This is a genomic window from Variovorax sp. VaC1 (assembly GCF_043658315.1).
Lineage (GTDB): Bacteria > Pseudomonadota > Gammaproteobacteria > Burkholderiales > Burkholderiaceae_C > Variovorax.
In genome coordinates this window covers 500581-521036 of sequence record NZ_JBIGLT010000002.1, presented here as the reverse complement: position 1 = coordinate 521036, position 20456 = coordinate 500581, and the positions used below count along the sequence as shown (strand labels likewise).

19 protein-coding genes and 1 tRNA gene are annotated in these 20456 nt (G+C 64.7%); 8 read left to right on the top strand and 12 right to left on the bottom strand.

The features are described from left to right. Positions 1 to 3 precede the first annotated feature (3 nt). A complete protein-coding gene (locus ACGLHS_RS09470; RefSeq protein WP_394479029.1) occupies positions 4 to 1962 on the top strand; it encodes an acyltransferase family protein in 1959 nt (652 codons plus the stop codon). 30 nt (positions 1963 to 1992) lie between these two features. Beyond that, a complete protein-coding gene (locus ACGLHS_RS09465; protein ID WP_394479027.1) occupies positions 1993 to 3960 on the top strand; it encodes an acyltransferase family protein in 1968 nt (655 codons plus the stop codon). Between the two features lie 42 nt (positions 3961 to 4002). Here the strand turns inward: ACGLHS_RS09465 and ACGLHS_RS09460 are convergent, their stop codons facing one another. The 10 genes from ACGLHS_RS09460 to ACGLHS_RS09415 form a co-directional block, all read right to left on the bottom strand. Beyond that, positions 4003 to 4212, bottom strand: coding sequence for a DNA gyrase inhibitor YacG (locus ACGLHS_RS09460; RefSeq protein WP_093238012.1), 210 nt, complete (start codon positions 4210 to 4212; stop codon positions 4003 to 4005). A gap of 61 nt (positions 4213 to 4273) precedes the next feature. Continuing rightward, positions 4274 to 5029 (bottom strand): cell division protein ZapD, encoded by a 756-nt coding sequence (gene zapD / locus ACGLHS_RS09455; RefSeq protein WP_093238014.1) that lies wholly within the window; start codon positions 5027 to 5029, stop codon positions 4274 to 4276. Positions 5030 to 5060: 31 nt separating this feature from the next. Beyond that, on the bottom strand, positions 5061 to 6083 hold the full coding sequence (locus ACGLHS_RS09450; RefSeq protein WP_394479024.1) for a hypothetical protein: 1023 nt from the start codon (positions 6081 to 6083) through the stop codon (positions 5061 to 5063). Between the two features lies 1 nt (position 6084). After that, entirely contained in the window at positions 6085 to 7578 is a 1494-nt protein-coding gene (locus ACGLHS_RS09445; protein ID WP_093238016.1) for an MBOAT family protein, read from the bottom strand. Between the two features lie 72 nt (positions 7579 to 7650). Then, the gene (gene coaE, locus ACGLHS_RS09440; RefSeq protein ID WP_394479021.1) at positions 7651 to 8259 is read right to left on the bottom strand and encodes a dephospho-CoA kinase; all 609 of its coding nucleotides are present in this window, start codon (positions 8257 to 8259) and stop codon (positions 7651 to 7653) included. Between the two features lie 8 nt (positions 8260 to 8267). Next, positions 8268 to 9233 (bottom strand): prepilin peptidase, encoded by a 966-nt coding sequence (locus ACGLHS_RS09435; RefSeq protein WP_394479019.1) that lies wholly within the window; start codon positions 9231 to 9233, stop codon positions 8268 to 8270. Further along, the gene (locus ACGLHS_RS09430) at positions 9233 to 10462 is read right to left on the bottom strand and encodes a type II secretion system F family protein (protein WP_394479017.1); all 1230 of its coding nucleotides are present in this window, start codon (positions 10460 to 10462) and stop codon (positions 9233 to 9235) included. Before ACGLHS_RS09430 ends, ACGLHS_RS09435 begins: the two co-directional genes overlap by 1 nt. A 24-nt stretch (positions 10463 to 10486) precedes the next feature. Continuing rightward, the gene (gene pilB / locus ACGLHS_RS09425; RefSeq protein ID WP_394479015.1) at positions 10487 to 12220 is read right to left on the bottom strand and encodes a type IV-A pilus assembly ATPase PilB; all 1734 of its coding nucleotides are present in this window, start codon (positions 12218 to 12220) and stop codon (positions 10487 to 10489) included. 113 nt (positions 12221 to 12333) lie between these two features. Next, a tRNA-Pro gene (locus tag ACGLHS_RS09420) sits at positions 12334 to 12410 on the bottom strand. A gap of 52 nt (positions 12411 to 12462) precedes the next feature. Next, positions 12463 to 13455 carry a polyprenyl synthetase family protein gene (locus ACGLHS_RS09415; RefSeq protein WP_394479013.1) on the bottom strand — a complete coding sequence of 331 codons (993 nt, stop codon included), beginning with the start codon at positions 13453 to 13455 and terminating at the stop codon, positions 12463 to 12465. Positions 13456 to 13636: 181 nt separating this feature from the next. On the opposite strand from ACGLHS_RS09415, the gene rplU reads away from it, so the two are divergent. The 4 genes from rplU to proB all read left to right on the top strand — a co-directional run bounded on the left by rplU (position 13637) and on the right by proB (position 16588). Then, on the top strand, positions 13637 to 13948 hold the full coding sequence (rplU, locus tag ACGLHS_RS09410; protein WP_057592097.1) for a 50S ribosomal protein L21: 312 nt from the start codon (positions 13637 to 13639) through the stop codon (positions 13946 to 13948). 12 nt (positions 13949 to 13960) lie between these two features. Next, positions 13961 to 14221 (top strand): 50S ribosomal protein L27, encoded by a 261-nt coding sequence (gene rpmA / locus ACGLHS_RS09405; RefSeq protein WP_019656544.1) that lies wholly within the window; start codon positions 13961 to 13963, stop codon positions 14219 to 14221. A 70-nt stretch (positions 14222 to 14291) separates the two neighbouring features. Beyond that, positions 14292 to 15368, top strand: a complete 1077-nt coding sequence (cgtA, locus tag ACGLHS_RS09400) for an Obg family GTPase CgtA (protein ID WP_394479009.1) — start codon at positions 14292 to 14294, stop codon at positions 15366 to 15368. Between the two features lie 80 nt (positions 15369 to 15448). Next, positions 15449 to 16588, top strand: a complete 1140-nt coding sequence (proB, locus tag ACGLHS_RS09395) for a glutamate 5-kinase (RefSeq protein ID WP_394479006.1) — start codon at positions 15449 to 15451, stop codon at positions 16586 to 16588. Positions 16589 to 16637: 49 nt separating this feature from the next. Here the strand turns inward: proB and ACGLHS_RS09390 are convergent, their stop codons facing one another. Further along, a complete protein-coding gene (locus tag ACGLHS_RS09390) occupies positions 16638 to 17201 on the bottom strand; it encodes a CNP1-like family protein (protein WP_256327208.1) in 564 nt (187 codons plus the stop codon). Beyond that, positions 17188 to 17847: an RNA pyrophosphohydrolase gene (locus ACGLHS_RS09385; protein ID WP_093238028.1), complete on the bottom strand. Its 660-nt coding sequence runs from the start codon at positions 17845 to 17847 to the stop codon at positions 17188 to 17190. Before ACGLHS_RS09385 ends, ACGLHS_RS09390 begins: the two co-directional genes overlap by 14 nt. Before the next feature lie 134 nt (positions 17848 to 17981). On the opposite strand from ACGLHS_RS09385, the gene ACGLHS_RS09380 reads away from it, so the two are divergent. Next, the gene (locus ACGLHS_RS09380) at positions 17982 to 19727 is read left to right on the top strand and encodes a proline--tRNA ligase (RefSeq protein ID WP_394479003.1); all 1746 of its coding nucleotides are present in this window, start codon (positions 17982 to 17984) and stop codon (positions 19725 to 19727) included. After that, positions 19724 to 20443 (top strand): lytic transglycosylase domain-containing protein, encoded by a 720-nt coding sequence (locus tag ACGLHS_RS09375; protein WP_093238031.1) that lies wholly within the window; start codon positions 19724 to 19726, stop codon positions 20441 to 20443. The genes ACGLHS_RS09380 and ACGLHS_RS09375 overlap by 4 nt, the downstream gene beginning before the upstream one ends. Positions 20444 to 20456: the final 13 nt, after the last annotated feature.

Here is a 20456-nt window from a genome sequence, read left to right as displayed (position 1 = left end):
TACATGCATCCCAAGTACCGCGCTGACATCGACGGCCTGCGTGCGGTCGCCGTCGCGTCGGTGGTGGTCTACCACGCCTTCCCGGGGCTGCTGCCGGGCGGCTTCATCGGCGTCGACATCTTCTTCGTGATCTCGGGCTTCCTGATCACGACGATCATTCTGCAGAGCCACGCCGCGGCCGATTTCAGCTACCGCGAGTTCTATGCGCGACGCATCCGGCGGATCTTTCCGGCGTTGATGCTGGTGCTGGCCGCAACGCTGGCCTTCGGCTGGTACGTGCTGCTGAGCCGGGAGTTTGCGGAGCTCGGAAAGCAGGTCGCGGGCGGTGCCTCTTTCGTGGCCAATTTCGTCTTCTGGAGCGAGGCGGGTTACTTCGACACGGCGTCCGAGGTCAAGCCGCTGCTGCACCTGTGGTCGCTGGGCATCGAGGAGCAGTTCTACATTTTCTGGCCACTGCTGCTGGGCATCGCGTGGCGCAGGCGCTGGCCGATCGTGCGGGTGCTGTGGGCGCTGGCGGCGCTGTCGTTTCTCGTCAACGTGCTGACGATCCACCCGTTTCGCACGGCTGCTTTCTACTCGCCGGCTTCGCGCTTCTGGGAGCTGATGGCGGGTGCGATCCTGGCCGGCATGCGGCTGGCCCCCGCGTCGGCGCCGAAGCCGTGGCGCAGCCATGCGCAGTCGGTGCTGGGCGTGGGGCTGATCGTGCTGGGGCTCGTGGCGGTCCGCAGCGACAAGGCGTTTCCGGGCTGGTGGGCGCTGCTGCCCGTGCTTGGCGCGGCGAGCTGCATCGCGGCCGGGCCGCTCGGGGTGCTGAACAAATACGTCCTGTCGAACCGCGCAATGGTGTGGCTGGGCCTCATCAGCTACCCGCTCTATCTGTGGCACTGGCCGCTGCTGGCGTTCGCGCGCATCGTCGAAGGCGCAGAGCCGCCGCTTGGCGTGCGTGCGGCGATGGTGGTGGCAAGCATTGCGCTGGCGTGGCTGACCTACCGGTATGTGGAGCGCTTCGTGCGGGTGCGCTCGGACACAGGCACGCTGCGCGTGCTCTGGCAAAGCGGCATCGTGGTGTTGATGGCAGGTTTGGTCGTCCTGGCCGGCGCGCCCGCGCGCAACGACAGCGCACTGCTGCAGAAGGTGGTCGATGCCGGATCGGACCGCGACTACTACGAGGGCTTCAAGCTGGTCAACCTGGACGGGTTCCCGATCCGGCGCTTTGGCGAGGGCGCCCGCAAGGTGCTGCTGATCGGCGACAGCCATGTCATGCAGTACGCACCGCGTGCCGCGGAGCTGGCCAGGTCTTCACCGGGGCAGATGGCGACAGTCGACTTCGCCACCTTTTTTGCCTGCCCGCCCATTCGCGGCGTGCTTGGCCGAGGCATCCCCGAATGCGGTGAAGGGCTCGACAAGGTTCTCCAGCACGCTCTCGATCCGAAGTTCGACGCGGTCGTGATCGGTGGCTGCTGGAACTGCTACTTCACCGGCAACCTGCCCGTGACCTACGAGTTTCGAACCGGCGGCGTGGCCTACCCGCTGAACAACGGCGGCCCCGGCATCCCGCGTTCGCTGGATGCGCTCGAAGCCGTTCTGAAGGGGCTGGCAGGGCGCGGCAAGAAGGTCTACCTGCTGCTGGACAATCCGACGGGCACGCAGTTCGCGCCCGACAGCCTGATCGAAGGGAGCCGGTTGGGCAAACCGGCCGTGACCGACGTGCGGACCGCTGCGCTGCCGCCCGACCAGGCCAGCCTCGACCTGCAGCTTCGGCGCATCGCCGCATCGAGCGGCGTCGAGATCGTCGATGCAACGTCTCACCTGTGCCAGGACGGCCAGTGCCTGCGGGCCATGCCCGACAAGACCCCCGTCTACGCGGACGACAATCACCTGCGGGCGACCTACACCCGCCACTCCGCGAACTATCTCGACCCGATCTTCCTTGGCGCCGGCGAGCGCGCCGGGCCGCGATAAGCGGTTGCCGCACGCCTGAACAACGCACCGATGCACCCCAAGTACCGTCCCGACATCGATGGCCTGCGCGCCGTGGCCGTGGCATCGGTCCTGGCCTATCACGCGTTTCCCGATGCGTTGCCCGGCGGGTTCATCGGGGTCGACATCTTCTTCGTGATCTCGGGCTTCCTGATCACGACGATCATCATGCAGAGCCACGCTGCGAGCGATTTCAGCTACAGCGACTTCTATGCGCGGCGCATCCGGCGGATCTTTCCGGCGCTGACGCTGGTGCTGGCCACTGCGCTGGCGCTGGGCTGGTATGTGCTGCTGCCCAGGGAGTTCTCGGAGCTCGGCAAGCAGGCCGCGGGCGGCATGGCCTTCGTGGCCAACTTCATCTTCTGGGGCGAGTCGGGCTACTTCGACACGATTGCCGAGACCAAGCCGCTGCTGCACCTGTGGTCGCTCGGCATCGAGGAGCAGTTCTATATTTTCTGGCCGCTGCTGCTCGGGTTCGCGTGGCGCATGCGCTGGCCGATCGTGCGGATGCTCTGGGTGCTGGCGGCGGTGTCGTTCGTTGCCAATGTGCTGATGGTGCATCCGTACCGCGAGGCCGCTTTCTATTCGCCGGGCTCGCGCTTCTGGGAACTGATGGTGGGCGGCATCCTGGCCTGCATGCGGCTGAAGCCGGCGGCGCCTTCCGCATGGCGCAGCCATGCGCAGTCGGTGCTCGGCGTGGGGCTGATCGTGTACGGGCTGGTGTCGATCCGTGCGTACAAGGCGTTCCCCGGCTGGTGGGCGCTGCTGCCGACGCTGGGCGCGGTGAGCTGCATTGCGGCGGGGCCGAACGGGTTGCTCAATCGCTATGTGTTGTCGAACCGGGTGATGGTGTGGATCGGCCTCATCAGCTATCCGCTGTACCTGTGGCACTGGCCGTTGCTGGTGTATGCGCGCATCGTCGAGCAGGGCACGCCGTCGGCGGGCGTGCGCGTGGCTGCGGTGGTCGCCAGCGTGGTGCTGGCCTGGGGCACCTATCGGTTTGTCGAGCGCTACACGCGTGCAAAAACGGGCGTGGGCATGCTGCGCGCGTTGCTGGGGGCTGGTGTCGTCGTCGCGGTCGTGGGCCTGCTCGCTTTCGGTGGCATGTCACCACGCAACGGCGGCGAGATGCTCCGCATGGTGTCCGATGCCACGGTCGACGGCGGCTACTACGACGACGTTCCCCGCGAGAAGCTGGGCTCGCGTTTCGTGAATCGCGTGGGCAACGGGCGCGGGCAGGTGCTGCTGATCGGCGACAGCCACACGCAGCAGTACGGGCCGCGCGCGGCGGAACTGGCGCGCACTTCGCCCGAGCGCATGGCGACGGCGGTTTTCTCGACCTACGGGGCGTGTCCGCCCATTCCCGGCTTGATCGCCGAGGGCAATCCCGACTGCGAAAGGCAGCGCAACCGGATGCTCGAACTGGCGCGCGATCCGCGGTTCGACACGGTCGTGGTCGGGGCTTGCTGGAACTGCTACTTCACCGGGAATTTCCCGTTGGACTTTGAGTTCCGCGATGGCGTGTCGTCGTATCCAGTGAACAACGGAGGGCCGGGCATCGGGCGCTCGCTCGATGCGCTCCAGGCGCTGCTGACGGATCTGGTCCATCGCAAGAAGAAGGTGTACCTGTTGCTGGACAACCCGAGCGGCCCGGCCTTCGAGCCGCTGCGGCTGATCGAGGGCAGCCGTCTTGGCACGATGACCGCCTCGCGAAGCACGCCGACTGCTGCGTTGCCGCCAGCGGAGGCGCAACTCAACGAGCGGCTACTGCGGATCGCCGAGGCCAGCGGTGCCGAGCCTGTCGACGTGATCGCGCAGCTCTGCAAGGCCGGCGAATGCCTGCGGGCCATGCCCGACGGCAACCCGATCTACAAGGACAAGGAGCATCTGCGCCCGTACTACACGCGGCAGAACGCAAGCTACGTGGACAAGCTGTTCCTGGGCGATGGCCACGGCGGGCCGTCGCCGGCCGGCCGATAGAGGGACGCCGCAGCAGGAAAGTCGCAGGGCCGGTGGCCGTTGCTACTGGATCTTGGGATCGCCGAAAGGCTCGTCGTCGGGCGGCGTCTCGGCCGGCATTCGGAACTCTTCGTTCGCCCAGGCACCGAGGTCGATGCCCTTGCAACGCGGGCTGCAGAAGGGGCGGTAGGGGTTGCTGGGCGCGTAGATGCTGTCGCCGCCGCACGCGGGGCAACGAACGATCCGCTCGCCTTTGTCGTTCAACTTGCTCATTGGATAGGCTCCGTGCCGTGCACCGCGGTTCGAGCCGGCTTGGGGCGGCCCGGCGCGGCGCTCACGCGCAAAGGGTCAGCTCGAAGGGCGCGTCTTCCGTGCTCTGGTGCAGCCGGTCGTCGGCCTCATGCCGCATAAGCCGCACCGACACCATCAGGCGGTTGCCGCTGATTTCGGGAACCAGCCCGAGCTTGGGGTCGATGCGCAGGCGCAGCAACTGAAAGCTGCGACCCTGCGGCAGGTTCTGCTGGAACTGGCCGTGGGTGGCGATCACCTTGTAGGGCACGTCGGCATCGCGCAGCAGTTTCAGCAGCAGGTAGATCGACGAGGCCAGCGGCGACAGCGTGTTGGACCAGCGCTCGAGGTCCGCGCGGCGGCTCGGGGCGCTGTGATGCTGCCAGGCGTAGTAGGCGGGCAGGTCGAACTCGCAGGTGCCGCCCGGAATGCCGGCGCGGCTGCGGACGCTCATGAGCCACTCGTTCTCGGTCAGGGCCTGGCCGGCCTTGCCGGTCACGCTGTTGAGCGCGGTGAAATTGCGTTCCAGCTGGCCGACGACCTGGTCGAGCACGGCTTCGGCGATGGCCGGATTGCCCCGGTAGCTGTTGAAGACGTTCTTGTGCTTGTCCAGGTCGCGCAGCACGTCGGCCTTGAGGTCGGCGCGCGCGGCAACGTCCATGATCTCGAAGATCGTGATCAGGGCGTAGTGGTGGGAGAGCGGCGATTCCGAGGGCACCAGCTCGCCGAGGCGGCGAAACAGGTGCTCCAGCCTCAGGTAGGTCCGGATGCGCTCGTTGAAGGGGTATTCGTAGAGGATCACGGGCGGGTTCCTGTCGTCGAATCGAATGAGCTCACGGGTGACGCGAGGGCGGTTCGGGCAGTTTCTTGCGGACTTCGTTCAGCATCAACTCGCCCAGCTCGAGCTGTCCGTGCATCGAGAGGTGAGTATCGTTCGGAAAAAAGAAGTCGCGAGTCAGCGCATGCCGCGTCTCGGCCCAGCCGAACAGGTCCGGGCCGAGGTTGGAACCCCGGAACGCAGTGACGAAGTCCTTCGAGTGGTCGTGATCGATGTAGACGGTGGTCTTGTTGGGAATCACCATCCACAGCAGCGGCGTGCGGCGGGCCGCTGTGAAGGTCTTCATGGCCTCCACGTTCGCCGGGGTGAGTTCGCCATTGCGGATGTCTTCCGACAGGAACAGGGCCTTGTCGCACAGGCGGTTGCTGAAGAACTTGCAGCCGTCTTGAACCGGGCGCGCCATGGTCTCGACGTTGAAGACGGTGTCGCCCGGCGTCTTCATGGCGCGCTGGGTGTTGCGGTAGGTGATCAGGCCCGAGGTGAGCTGGGCGTTCCAATTGAGGGCGAAGCCCGGCACTTCTTCGAACGGAGACGAGAAGGGCACCAGCTTCGCTTCGTAGGGCCTCACCATGTTCGGACATTGGGCACTTGTGCGCAGCCGCTCGTTGAGCAGCCGCTCGACGCTTTCGACGATGACCAGCTTGCCGCGAAAGCCGGCCTTGGCCAGCCAGTCGTCCACGTCGCCGCACAGGGCCTCGCCGAACTGGAGCCAGTAGGTGGTCGAGACGCGGTAGCCGGCCTTGACCAGCGCGGACTGCCACCGGTAGGTCATGGAGAAGCTGTCGCCGATCACGACGATGTCGGCCTGGTCGATGGGGGTGCCGCGCAGCAGCTCGGGGTCGACTTTGGGCGGTGGCGCGAGCCAGCCGAACTGCTGGTCGGACAGGCGCCCGATGCGCGACAGGTCGCCGTAGGGAATGGGCGTTGCCAGGGTGACGGCGAGCATCGCCGAGATGACGATGAAGCCCGCCAGGAAAGTCAGCAGCCAGACTTTGGCTGGTGTCGTGATGCGAGCCATCTCAGAACTGGAAATAGAGGAACGGGCTGTAGCTGCCGAGTCGCGAGATGCAGAAGCCCAGCAAGACCACCGTGAAGAGCGCCATCAGGGCGGTCGAGAGCCAGGCCAGGCGTGCGCGGCCGGCGAGCATCTGCACGCGCGGCACCCAGCGTTCGAGCGTGATCGTGGGCGGGAACGCCAGGCAGATGATCAGTGCGATCAGCATGGTCTGGAAGAACTTGGGCTTGCGGAAAGGGATGGCACCCATTTCATGGAACACCGAGACCGGCGCGCCGTGCATGCCGAGCATGCCCTTGTAGATCGCGATGGCGGCCTGCATGCTTTCGGCGCGGAAGACGATCCAGGCAATGATGACGCACAGGAAGGTGAGCAGCCAGCCCAGGAAGCGGCCCAGGCGGCCGGGCGTCGCATGGGGCCTGATCTTGGCGTTCCAGAGATGGTTGATCATCAGGAAGATGCCGTGCAGGGCGCCCCAGATCACGAAGGTCCAGGCGGCACCGTGCCACAGACCGCCCAGCAGCATCGTGAGGAAGAGGTTCAGGTAGCGGCGGGCCGGGCCCTTGCGGTTGCCGCCCAGCGGCACGTAGAGGTAGTCGCGCAGGAAGGTCGACAGCGAGATGTGCCAGCGGCGCCAGAACTCGATGATGTTCGTCGACTTGTAGGGCGAGCGGAAATTCAGTGGCAGCTGCACGCCCAGGCACATGGAAAGGCCCACGGCCATGTCGGAGTAGCCCGAGAAGTCGAAATAGATCTGCAGCGTGTAGGCCAGCGCTCCGAACCATGCGGTGTAGAGCGTGGGCTCCAGTCCCTGGTGCACGCCATTGAACATCAGGTCGGCGTATTGCCCCATCGGGTCTGCGATGAGCAGCTTCTTGGCAAGGCCGAAGGTGAAGATCGCAAGGCCCAGCGCCAGCTTGTCGGGGCTGATGCGGTAGGTCGCCGGATTGGCGAACTGCGGCATCATTTGCGCGTGATGCAGCACGGGGCCTGCGATCAGATGCGGGAAGTAGGTCACGAACAGGACGTAGTGGATGAAGCTGCGTTCATGCACCTTGCCCTGCCAGCAATCGACCAGGAAGGCGATCTGCGTGAAGGTATAGAACGAGATGCCGATCGGCAGCACGATGTGCAGCATCGGGATCTGCGAGAGGCCAGCCGCGGCAAGGCCGTCGTTCACGTTCGCGACGAAGAAGTTGGCGTACTTGAAGATCGCCAGCACGCCCAGGTTGATCGCCAGCGCGATCACCAGCAGGGTCTTGCGCTTGCGGTCGTCGCGGCCGGGCGCGGGCGACAGCCGCAGCCCGAACCAGTAGTTGACGCAGATGGAGCCCAGCAGCAGGGGCAGGGCCTTGACGCTCCACCAGCCATAGAAGAAGAGCGAGGCCAGGGCAAGGAAGCCAGCGGCGGCCCGGGCGTTGCGCTTGCCGATCAGAAAGAACCCGATCAGGACCAGCGGGAAGTAGACAAAAATAAAGGGATACGAGTTGAACAGCATCTCGGGGAGGACACTTCAGCGAGTGCCTTTTTGTCGTAGTCGTTGTGCCGCCGCGAGGGCGGCGGTCTTGGATTATCGCGTGGTGGCCACTGGCCACTGCTTCCAGAGACCCTGCACTTCGATTTCTAGTTCCGCCAGCGTGAGCGACTCATTGAAGATGACGGCGTCGGCCGCCGCCCGCCGCGCCTTGCGCGGGGCCTGCTGGGCAATGACTGCCCGGACCGCTTCGGGCGTCCAGGCCGAGCGTGCAACAACACGTTTCAGCTGTGTTTCTTCTGTGGCGTCGACCACCAGCACCCGTTCCACGATGGCGCGCCAGCGTCCGGATTCGACCAGGAGCGGCACGTCGAACACCACGACGGCGTCTTCGCCGGCCGCTGCGGCCTGCCGCTGGGTTTCGGCGCCGATCAGGGGGTGCAGGATGGATTCGAGACGGACCTTGGCGCTTGCATCGGTGAACACGATCTGGCGCATGCCGGCCCGGTCCAGCCCGCCATCGGGTGCGATGACGCTGCGGCCAAAGGCGGCCTCGATGGCCGGCATGGCTGCGCCACCCGGCTGTGCAATGGCGCGCGCAATGGCATCGGTGTCGACCAGTACGGCGCCCTGGGCGACCAGCAGCGCGGCCACGGTGCTCTTGCCGCTGCCGATGCCGCCCGTCAGGCCGATGCGCCGGACCATGCCTTGTGTCAATGGATCAGCGCGCCGAGCGGGAACGCGAACGGAATCCACTGCCTCACGAGTTCGGGGCCGGCCACCAGGCACACGAGGCCCGCGCCGGCCAGGAAGGGGCCGAATGCGATGGGGATGTCTTTGTGGGCGAGCTTGCCGGCAAAGCGCAGCGTCAGGCCGATCACGGCGCCCACCAGCGAAGAGACGAGGATGATCGCAATGAGGTAGTCGGCGCCGAGCCATGCGCCCAGTGCGGCGAGCAACTTGAAGTCTCCATAGCCCATGCCTTCCTTGCCAGTGACGAGGCGAAAGCCATGGTACACAAGCCAGAGGCTCAGGTAGCCGAAGACCGCACCCCAGACGGCCGAACTCAGCGAGACGCCCGTCCAGCCCATGGCCGCGCCGATGAGGCCGAGCCAGAGCAGGGGGTAGTTGAGTGAATCGGGCAGGAACTGGGTATCGAAATCGATCAGGAACTGGCAGATCAACAGTGCACCGAAAGCCGCCCACAGCACGCCGGTGGGCGTGAGGCCGAAACGGTAGGCGCAAAGCGCGAAGAGGGCACCCGTGACCACTTCGACCAGCGGATAGCGCAGGCTGATCGGCGTCTTGCAGGCCGCACAGCGGCCGCGCAGCAGCAGGTAACTCAGCACGGGGATGTTCTGGTACCAGCGGATCTTGTGGCCGCAGGCGCCACAACGCGACGCGGGGCGCGTGAGATCGAAGGGGGACAGGCCATCGATTGCCACCGCGGCCTTGTCGGCCGCGGCTTCCAGTCCCTCGGGGGGCGCAGCCTTCGGGCCGAAGACCAGCGACCAGAGGGAAGGGACATCCTTCAAGGGCCTGAGGTTGTCGACGGCATCGGCCAGCCAGGTCCGGTACATCATCACCGGCACACGGTAGATCACCACGTTCAGGAAGCTGCCGATCAATAGTCCAAGCACACCGGCGAAAGCGGTGTCGAATTCCCTCGAAACCAGCATCAAACGACCTGGCCGAGCTTGAAGATGGGCAGGTACATCGACACCACGATGCCACCGATGATCGTGCCGAGGAACACGATGATGATGGGTTCCATCAGGCTCGAGAGGCCTGCCACCATGTCGTCCACCTCGGACTCGTAGAAGTCGGCTGCCTTGCCGAGCATGTGGTCGATGGAGCCGGACTCTTCGCCAATGGAGGTCATCTGGATCACCATGGACGGGAACAGGTTCGCGTTGGTCATGGCCGCGGTGAGGCTGGTACCGGTCGACACTTCCTGCTGGATCTTGGCGGTCGCGTCGCCGTAGACGGTGTTGCCCGAAGCGCCGCCCACGGAGTCCAGGGCCTCGACCAGCGGTACGCCGGCTGCGAACATGGTGGCCAGCGTACGAGTCCAGCGGGCCACGCAGGATTTGTCGATCAGGGTGCCGAAGATGGGGATGCGGAGCAGCAAGCGATCCATGGTCCTTTGCACGCGCTCGTTGCGCTTCCACGCCTGCAGGAAGAAGTAGATGCCGCCTCCGATGCCGCCGAAGATCAGCCACCAGTAAGAGACGAAGAATTCGCTCATCGCCATCACGAACAATGTCGGTGCGGGCAGGTCGGCACCGAACGAGGTGAACACCTGCTTGAAGGCCGGGATCACGAAGATCATGATGATCGCCACCACCACGAAGGCCACGACAACCACCGAAGTCGGGTACATCAGCGCTGATTTGATCTTGGACTTGATCGCCTCGGTTTTCTCCATGTAGGTGGCCAGGCGGTCGAGCAGTTCTTCGAGGATACCGGCCGCTTCACCCGCCTCCACCAGGTTGCAGTAGAGGTTGTCGAAGTACTTCGGAAACTTGCGGAACGCAGCCGAGAGGGAAGTACCGGTTTCCACGTCGCTGCGGATGTCGTTCAGGAGCTTGGACACGCTGGCGTTGGCATTGCCGCGCCCGACGATGTCGAAGGACTGCATCAGGGGCACGCCGGCCTTCATCATGGTGGCGAGCTGGCGCGTGAAGATCGCGATGTCCTTCGGCTTGATCGCCTTGCCCGAGCGCATGCGGCGCTTCTTGATCTTGGATGCGAGCACGCCCTGGCGGCGCAATGCAGCCTGTACCTGGTTTTCGCCGGCGGCCCGGAGTTCGCCGCGCACCAGCTTGCCGTTGCGGTCCTTGCCTTCCCATTCGAAGACAAATTCCTTGTGGGTGACCTGGGAGCGGGAAGATGCCACTGTTGCCATTCGATCTCCGATGTGCAGTGTTCGTTATTCGTTGGTGCACGCCACCACTTCTTCGAGCGAAGTGAGGCCCTGCATGACTTTTCGAAGGCCCGACTGGCGCAGCGAGCGCACCCCCTCGGCCTCGGACTGTTGTGCGATGTCGAGCGCGCTGCCATCGCGCAGGATGATTTCCTGGATCGCCTCGGAGATCGGCATCACCTGGTAGATGCCGACCCGGCCCTTGTAGCCGCCGCTGCACGCCGAGCAGCCAACGGGCTTGTAGGGCTTCCAGGTGCCGTCCAGGTCTTCTTCCCTGAAGCCTGCGTCGAGCAGCGCCTCGCGCGGAACGTCGGCGGGCACGCGGCAGACGGTGCACAGGCGGCGTGCCAGGCGCTGCGCGGTGATCAGGATCACGCTGGACGCAATGTTGAAGGGCGCGATGCCCATGTTGCGCATCCGCGTGAGCGTCGTCGGCGCGTCGTTCGTGTGCAGCGTCGACAGCACCAGGTGGCCGGTTTGCGCAGCCTTGATCGAGATGTCGGCAGTTTCGAGGTCGCGGATTTCGCCGACCATGATGATGTCCGGATCCTGCCGCAGGAAGGCGCGCAACGCGGTCGCGAAGGTCAGGCCCGCGCGCTCGTTGACATTGACCTGGTTGACGCCGGGCAAGTTGATTTCGGACGGGTCTTCCGCCGTCGCAATGTTGACGCCCGGTTGGTTCAGCAGGTTCAGGCAGGTGTACAGCGACACCGTCTTGCCCGAACCGGTGGGACCGGTCACCAGCACCATGCCGTAGGGACGGCCGATGGCATGGAGCAGGCGCTCCTTCTCGTCCGCGTCGTAGCCCAGGGCATCGATGCCCAGACGGGCGCTGCTGGGGTCAAGAATACGAACGACGATCTTCTCGCCGAACAGCGTGGGCAGGGTGCTCACGCGAAAGTCGATCACTCGATCGGGCCCGATCTTGAGCTTCATGCGGCCGTCTTGCGGCACGCGCTTCTCGGAGATATCTAGGCGGGAAATGACCTTGATCCGCGACGCCAGCTTGTCCTTGATGACCGTCGGCGGACTGGCGATCTCGCGCAATTCGCCGTCGACGCGAAAGCGCACGCGGTAGTGGTGCTCGTAGGGCTCGAAATGAATGTCCGAAGCGCGCATGCCGACGGCATCGAGCAGCATCTTGTGGAGGAAGCGAACGACTGGCGCATCCTCGACCTCGGCGATGGCCTGCTCGTTGGCGTCACCCGAGGTGTCGGCGGATACGTCGTCGAACTCGAACTCGCTGCCGACGATGCTGTTGATCGTCTCCGCTGCGCTGACGGCGGCGGCTTCGATCATCCGGGAGAGCTTGTCGTACTCCGCGATGACCCAGTCCACGCCCATCTGCGAGGCGAACTTGATCTTCTCCGCCGCCTGCTGGTCGGACGGGTCGGCCGTTGCAACGATCAGGCGGTTGTTGCGTTTGCTGAGGACGACGATGCGGTACGCGTGACACAGCTTCGGATCGAGCAGGTCCTTGGGCAGGCGCTGGTGATCGATGGCGTCCAGGTCGAGCAGTGGTGCACCGAAGGCACTGGAGAGCGTGTGGGCAAGGTCGGCGGCCGATACGGCGCCGGTGCCAGTCAGTTCCGCGATGAAACTGGTGCGGCCGCTCAGCGACTTCTGGTAGATGTCCTCGGCGATCTTTGCGGGAAGCTTGCCGGCCGAAACCAGGGCGCGCGCAAGCCCCGGTAGGGCGATCTGCGTAGGTTCTTTAACAGGAAGTTCGGCAGCGGCCATTCAGCGAATGCAAGAGATGTGAAAAAATGCTTCACGATCATCGCTGAACACCCCTGTGCTGTAAATCGCTACGCAGCAACAGGCATGGGCATTTATTTGTTCCAGCCAAAAGCTGGTCGGGGTGAGAGGATTCGAACCTCCGGCCTCTACGTCCCGAACGTAGCGCTCTACCAGGCTAAGCTACACCCCGATGGTTGCAAGAAAAAAAGAAATCGTCCTAGATGCCAACTCAAAAGAGGTGTTCAGGCACGTCGCTCAAGCAACTGAGCCGCCAATTGTAGCAAACCGGAAGCGTGAGAATTGGTTGCGAAGCCACTAAGTGCATGAATTGCGCGTTGCGCTTCTGCGGCGGCGGCGGCCCGGGATGCGTCCAGTGCGCCGGTTTCGCGAACAATTTCAACGACTTTGCCCAGCTGCGCGGTGTCGCCGGCCTCTATGGCTGCGCGTACCAGCGCGCTTTGCGCTGATGTGCCTCGTTGCATTGCAAAGATGAGCGGCAGCGTGGTCTTGCCTTCACGCAGGTCATCGCCCACGTTTTTTCCTGTTTCGTGGGCGTCGCCTGCGTAATCGAGCACATCGTCGATCACCTGGAATGCCGTGCCAAGCGCCTGGCCGTAGGTGGCGCATGCTTCTTCGGTCTCGGGCGTGGCGCCTGCGAGCACGGCGGCGAGCCGCGTGCTGGCCTCGAAGAGCTTGGCGGTTTTCGAGCGAATGACGCGCAGGTATGCAGCCTCGTCGAGTGAGGCGTCGTGCATGTTCATCAGCTGGAGGACCTCGCCTTCCGCGATCACGTTGGTCGCCTCGGCCAGGATCTGCATGACGCGCATGTTGTTTGCATCCAACATCATCTGGAATGCGCGCGAATACAGAAAGTCGCCGACCAGCACGCTGGCCGGGTTGCCGAACGATTCGTTGGCCGTTGCCCGGCCGCGCCGCAGTGTCGACTCATCGACCACGTCGTCGTGCAGCAGGGTGGCCGTGTGGATGAATTCGACGACGGCAGCCAGATTGAAACGCTGCTCACCCGTGTAGCCCAATGCGCCGGACATCAGCAGCAAGAGAGCCGGCCGCAGGCGCTTGCCGCCGGCGGAGATGATGTATTTGGAAACCTGGCTGACCAGCGGCACGCCCGTGTCGAGGCGGCGGGCAATCACACGGTCGACTTCGACCATGTCGCCGGCAATCAGGTCCAGCACGGTGGCGGTGGGGGAGGTGTCGGCGGCGGGAACTGGCAAAGCGAAGGCGCAGAGCGCTGCTGGGAATGAGAATGACCCAAGGGTCGGAAGGCGCAAATTATAGGGAGCAGCCTTCGGTTGTCGCTGGTGGGAGGGGCCAAGGTGGCCGGTAGACGCAAACCGCGCTATAATCTTGGGCTCTGCGGAATTCGCTGCGGAGACTCATTTCTAAGAGGTTTACATGTACGCGGTCATAAAAACCGGCGGCAAGCAGTATCGCGTTGCTTCCGGCGAAAAAATTAAAGTAGAACAGATTGCTGCGGACGTAGGCCAGGAAATCGTGATCGACCAGGTTCTGGCCGTCGGAAACGGCGCTGAAATCAAGGTCGGCACGCCCCTGGTGTCCGGCGCAACGGTGACAGTCACGGTGCTGTCGCACGGCAAGCACGACAAGGTTCGCATCTTCAAGATGCGCCGTCGCAAGCACTATCAGAAACGTCAAGGCCATCGCCAGCAGTTCACCGAACTGCAAATCGGCGCGATCGCCGGCTAAGGAGTACATTCCATGGCACAGAAAAAAGGCGGCGGCTCAACGCGAAACGGGCGCGATTCCAAGCCCAAGATGCTCGGCGTGAAGGCTTTCGGCGGTGAACTGATCAGCGCAGGCTCGATCATCGTGCGCCAGCGCGGCACCCAGTTCCACCCCGGCGTCAACGTCGGCGTGGGCAAGGACCACACGCTGTTTGCCCTGGTCGACGGCCATGTGTCGTTCGCTACCAAGGGTGCACTCAACAAGCACACGGTCAACGTGACCCCCGCGGCGTAAGCCCGAGTCACTTCGATCTGCCCGAGGCCCCGCTTTGCCGGGGCTTCTTCATTTGTAAACTGGACATCCCATGAAGTTCGTCGACGAAGCCTTCATCGACATCGCCGCCGGCGATGGCGGCAACGGCTGCGTGTCGTTCCGTCATGAGAAGTACAAGGAGTTTGGCGGCCCCAACGGCGGCGATGGTGGCCGGGGCGGCCACGTCTATGCGGTGGCCGACTCGAACCTCAACACGCTGGTCGACTTCCGCTACTCGCGCCGCCACGAGGCCAAGCGCGGCGAGCACGGCATGGGTTCCGACATGTTCGGCGCCGCCGGCGACGACATCACGCTCAGGATGCCGGTCGGCACGATCGTCTCCGATGCCGAAACGGGCGAGGTGCTGTACGAGCTGCTGACGGAAGGCGAAGTCGTCACCATCGCCAAGGGTGGTGACGGCGGCTTTGGCAACATGCGTTTCAAGAGCGCCATCAACCGAGCCCCGCGTCAGAAGACGCCGGGTTGGCCTGGCGAGAAAAAGAGCCTCAAGCTCGAGCTCAAGGTGCTGGCCGATGTCGGCTTGCTCGGCATGCCGAATGCCGGCAAGTCGACGCTGATCAGCGCGATCTCGAACGCCCGCCCGCGCATCGCGGACTATCCTTTCACCACGCTGCATCCGAATCTCGGTGTCGTACGCGTCGGTCCGGAGCAGAGCTTCGTGGTGGCCGACCTGCCTGGCTTGATCGAAGGGGCCTCTGAAGGCGCTGGCCTGGGCCATCTCTTCCTGCGCCATCTGCAGCGCACGCGGCTGCTGCTGCACGTCGTCGACATGGCGCCGTTCGACGACACGATCGATCCGGTCGCACAGGCCAAGGCCATCGTGGGCGAGCTGAAGAAATACGACGCCGCCCTTTACGAAAAGCCGCGCTGGCTCGTGCTCAACAAGCTGGACATGGTGCCCGCCGACGAGCGTGCGGCCCGCGTCAAGGACTTCGTGAAGCGTCTGCGCTTCAAGGGGCCGGTGTTCGAGATATCGGCACTCACGCGCGAAGGCTGCGAGCATCTGGTGCAGGCGGTCTATCAGCAGGTCAAGGCCCAGCAGGTGGCCGAACAGGTGCCGGTCGAGATCGATCCGCGCTTCGTCGAGTTGCCACCAGACCCGTCCTGACGGCAGCGTGGCATCGAACCCGGTGCCACTCGATTCACACACAGCCCATCGCGCCCCATCCACGCCCGTTACTGCCGAAAATGACCTCGAACTCCGGATCCACTGCCTTGCGGGATGCCCGCCGTATCGTCGTCAAGGTGGGTTCCAGCCTCGTGACCAACGAGGGGCGCGGTCTGGATGAAAGCGCCATCGGCGAGTGGTGCCGACAGTTGGCGGAGTTGGTGCGTGACGGGCGCGAGGTCGTGATGGTGTCGAGCGGGGCGATTGCCGAAGGCATGAAGCGCCTGGGCTGGCGTACCCGACCGCACGAGATCCATGAACTCCAGGCCGCGGCGGCCGTCGGGCAGATGGGCCTGGCCCAGATGTACGAGACCAAGCTGCGCGAGAACCAGATCGGCAGCGCCCAGGTGCTGCTGACCCACGCCGACCTTGCCGACCGCGAGCGCTACCTCAATGCACGTTCGACGCTCGTCACGCTGCTCCGCCTGGGCGTGGTGCCGGTCATCAACGAGAACGACACGGTCGTCAACGACGAGATCAAGTTCGGTGACAACGACACGCTCGGCGCGCTCGTGGCCAACCTCGTCGAGGCCGACGCGCTGGTCATTCTGACGGACCAAAAGGGCCTTTACACCGCCGATCCACGCAAGGACCCGGACGCGAAATTCGTGCACGAAGCCGCCGCCGGCGACCCGGCACTCGAAGCGATGGCGGGTGGCGCTGGCTCCAGCATCGGCCGTGGCGGCATGATCACCAAGATCCTTGCGGCCAAGCGTGCGGCCGGATCGGGCGCATCGACCGTGATTGCGTGGGGGCGCGAATCCGACGCCCTGCTGCGGCTGGTCCGTGGCGAATCCATCGGGACCTTGCTCGTCGCGCAAACGGCCAAGCACCAGGCGCGCAAGCGCTGGATGGCCGATCACCTGCAGCTGCGGGGCTCGGTCGTCGTCGATGCAGGGGCTGCGGCCAAGGTGCGCGCTGAAGGCAAGAGCTTGTTGCCGATCGGCATGACCGGCGTGTCGGGCGAGTTCTCTCGCGGCGACGTGATCGCGGTTCGGGATGCCGATGGCATCGAGCTGGCCCGTGGCCTGGCCAACTATTCGAGTGTGGAGGCGCGGCTGCTGTGCCGCAAGCCTTCTGCCGAGTTCGAACGGCTGCTCGGTTACGCGGCAGAGCCGGAGATGGTGCACCGGGACAACATGGTGCTGATGCCCAGCTGATCGGCGGGCGAAAGAAGGCAAGGGGCGTTGCCCGCCCCTGCCAGCGAGATCACTGCAGCTTGCGAGCGGGATCGCGGAGGTTCTGGACAATGTCCTTCACCGAAGCGCGGGGTGCGTCGCCGCGGCACAGGCCCTGGATCGCGAGCTGCCGGGCGTAGCTCGAGTTCAGGTCCCTGAAACTCTTCCATTCAGGCTTCTGCGTTTCCGTCCAGGCGCCATCGGTGAAGCGCGCATAGCTCTTCATCTCGGCGGTCGAGCAGCGCACGGCCTCGTAGTAGGCCGTGAGCGCGCCACCCGTGTTGTGCGTGCTGCTGGCCACGACCACATAACGTGCGATCCCGTCGTCGGTGATCGTGATGGTGCCTGGATCGACGCCGAACTTCAGGGTCATGTACGGCGGCATCGCGATCGGCTCGAGGCGCTTCACATCGAACTTCGGTGGAGGCGGGGCCTCGCTTTCCTTCCATTCGCCATCCGCGCTCGTGACCTTCGGCGGCAAGGGCATGCCGCCCTGGGCCCAGTCGGGGTTGTCGGTGTTGTAGCCCTTCGAGCTGCACGCGGCAACGAGCGCGCACAGGCCAACAAGGATCAGCGCGCGTTCAACGCGGCGCATGGTGGGAGCCGTTGGGCGGGGGAGGAGCGTCGTTCGCGAGTTTGGCATTGGGGTCCGGGTCGAAGCTTGCACCCGGGGGCAGCTCGAAATTGGGTTCATGGCCTGGCGCGGCAGGATGGCGCTCGAACTCTCGAGCGCGCACATTGCTGCGCAGGAAGCGATTGCGGAAATCCTGCCGTGGCAGGTAGCGAGCAAGCTCGGTCAGCGCCATCTCGTAGACGCCGCGCTTGAACTCGACGACAACGTCGAGCGGCACCCAGTAGTCGTGCCAGCGCCAAGCGTCGAATTCGGGATGGTCGGTGGCACGCAGGTTGAGATCCCAATCGTGGCCGACGAGTTGCAGCAAATACCAGATTTGTTTCTGGCCCTTGTAGTGGCCCCGTGCGTCACGGCGGATGAACCGATCCGGCACCTCGTAGCGCAACCAGTCGCGGGTACGGGCCACGATGCGCACATGCTCCGGATGGAGCCCCACTTCCTCATGCAGTTCCCGGAACATGGCTTGCTCGGGACTTTCGCCACGGTCTATGCCGCCTTGCGGAAACTGCCAGGAATGCGTGCGTATGCGTTTGCCCCAGAAAACCTGGTTTCTCTGGTTGAGCAGGATGATGCCGACGTTGGGCCTGAAGCCGTCCCGGTCGAGCATAATCAAACCCCAATTTTTGAACTGAGTCGATTATGCATGCCGGGTTGCCCTCGGCAAGCTGCGATGCAGGCTCTCAGGGTCTCTCCGGGGGAGCAGTCCCCCACTTCCATTCCGTTTCCATCACCGCGATCCCGATGAAAGCTTCCCGATTTTTTGTCTCCACCCTCAAGGAAGCGCCCGCCGATGCCGAGGTGGCAAGCCACCGGCTGATGATGCGGGCCGGCATGATCAAGAAGCTCGGCACGGGCATCTACACGTACATGCCCATGGGTTTGCGCGTGATCCGCAAGGTCGAGGCGATCGTGCGCGAAGAGATGAACCGGGCGGGCGCCGTCGAAATGACGATGCCTGTGGTGCAGCCAGCCGAGTTCTGGCAAGAGACCGGCCGCTTCGACAAGATGGGCCCCGAGCTGCTGCGCATCAAGGACCGGCATGACCGCGACTTCGTGATCCAGCCCACCAGCGAAGAGGTGGTGACCGACATCGCCCGCCAGGAAATCCGCAGCTACAAGCAGCTGCCGAAGAATTTCTACCAGATCCAGACCAAGTTCCGCGACGAGCGCCGTCCGCGCTTCGGCCTGATGCGCGGGCGCGAATTCATCATGAAGGACGCCTACAGCTTCGACCGCGACCTGGATGCGGCCAAGGCCAGCTACCAGGTCATGGCACAGGCCTACCGCAACATCTTCGACCGCTTCGGCCTGCGCTACCGCGCTGTGGCGGCCGACAGCGGCGCCATCGGCGGTGACCTGAGCGAAGAGTTCCAGGTGATCGCCGCCACCGGCGAAGACGCCATCGTCTACTGCCCCGACAGCAACTACGCCGCCAACATGGAAAAGGCCGAGGCGCTCGCCCCGGCCGGTCCGCGCCCCGCACCCGCCAACGCGCTCGAGAAGACGCCGACCCCCGGCAAGAGCACCTGCGCCGACGTGGCCGAACTGCTCGGCGTGCCGCTGTCGACCACCATCAAGTCGCTGGTGCTGGCCACCGACATCGTCGATGACGCTGGCAACCCGAAGGGCTCGCAGGTCTGGCTGCTGCTGCTGCGCGGCGACCACGACATGAACGAGATCAAGGTCAGCAAGCTCCCGGGCCTGAACCAGGGCTTCCGCTTTGCGACCCTGGCTGAGATCGAAGACCACTTCGGCTGCAAGCCCGGCTACCTGGGCCCGCTGAACCTCAAGAAGCCGGTCAAGCTCGTGGCCGACCGCGAAGCCGCTGTGCTGGCCGACTGGATCACCGGCGCCAACGAAGTCGACTTCCACATGACCGGCGTCAACTGGGGCCGCGACCTGCCCGAGCCCGACCTGGTGGCTGACATCCGCAACGTGGTCGCTGGCGACGCCTCGCCCGACGGCAAGGGCCTGCTGGCCATCGAGCGCGGCATCGAAGTCGGCCACGTCTTCGTGCTCGGCACGAAGTACAGCAAGGACATGAACGCCACCTACCTCGACGAAGGTGGCAAGCCGCAGTTCCTCGAGATGGGTTGCTACGGCATCGGCATCACGCGCCTGCCCGCTGCGGCCATCGAGCAGAATCACGACGAGCGCGGCATCATCTGGCCCGACGCGCTGGCCCCGTTCACCGTGGTGGTCTGCCCGATCGGCATGGACCGCAGCCCCGAAGTCAAGGTGGCGGCCGAAGCGCTCTACGAAGAACTGCTCGCCAAGGGCGTCGACGTGCTGCTCGACGACCGCGGCGAACGCCCCGGCGCGATGTTTGCCGACTGGGAACTGATCGGCGTGCCCCACCGCGTGGTGATCTCCGACCGTGGCCTCAAGGAAGGCCAGCTCGAATACCAGCATCGCCGCGACACCGCCGCAACCAAGGTGCCCGCGGCCGGCATCGCCGACTTCATCGCCGGCAAACTCGCCGCATGAGCCTGCCGGGCCGTCCCGACGATCTCGCGGTGACGGCCGCGCAGGGCGATGGCATCAGCCGCCGGCGGTGCATCACCGGCGCCGCAGTTGCCGGTGCTCTCTCGCTGGTTTCGGTGCCGCGCATCGCCTTTGCCGGCGCCCAGATCGAGGAGCCGCTGATCGACTCGGTGCGTACCGCGCTCAGTTCGGCCATTCACAACAAGGCGCCACCGGTGCCGCAGTTCGCGAACACCGAAGCCCGCCTGGCCTACTTGCGCTGGCTCGGCGAGATGAGCGAACGTCTCAAGAAGAAGATCGCCGACGCGCCCTCGCGCATCGAGTTCCTGCAGACCGCCTGGTACGAAGCCAAGCGCTCGGGGCTCGACGTGAGCCTGGTGCTGGGGCTGGTGCAGGTCGAGAGCAACTTCCGCAAGTTCGCGGTGTCGAGCGCCGGCGCGCGCGGCTACATGCAGGTCATGCCGTTCTGGACGCGTGTGATTGGCGACAGCGATCCGGGCAAGCTGTTCCACATGCAGACCAACCTGCGTTTCGGCTGCGTGATCCTGCGCCACTACCTCGATCGCGAGAACGGCGACCTGTACATGACGCTGGGCCGCTACAACGGCAGCCGTGGCAAGTCGCCGTACCCGAACGCCGTGTTCTCGAACCAGCGGCTCTGGGCCTACGACGACAAGGCGCGCGAACGCGAGCGCGACAAGGATCGTTCGGCAGCTTGAATCTGAGTGTCAG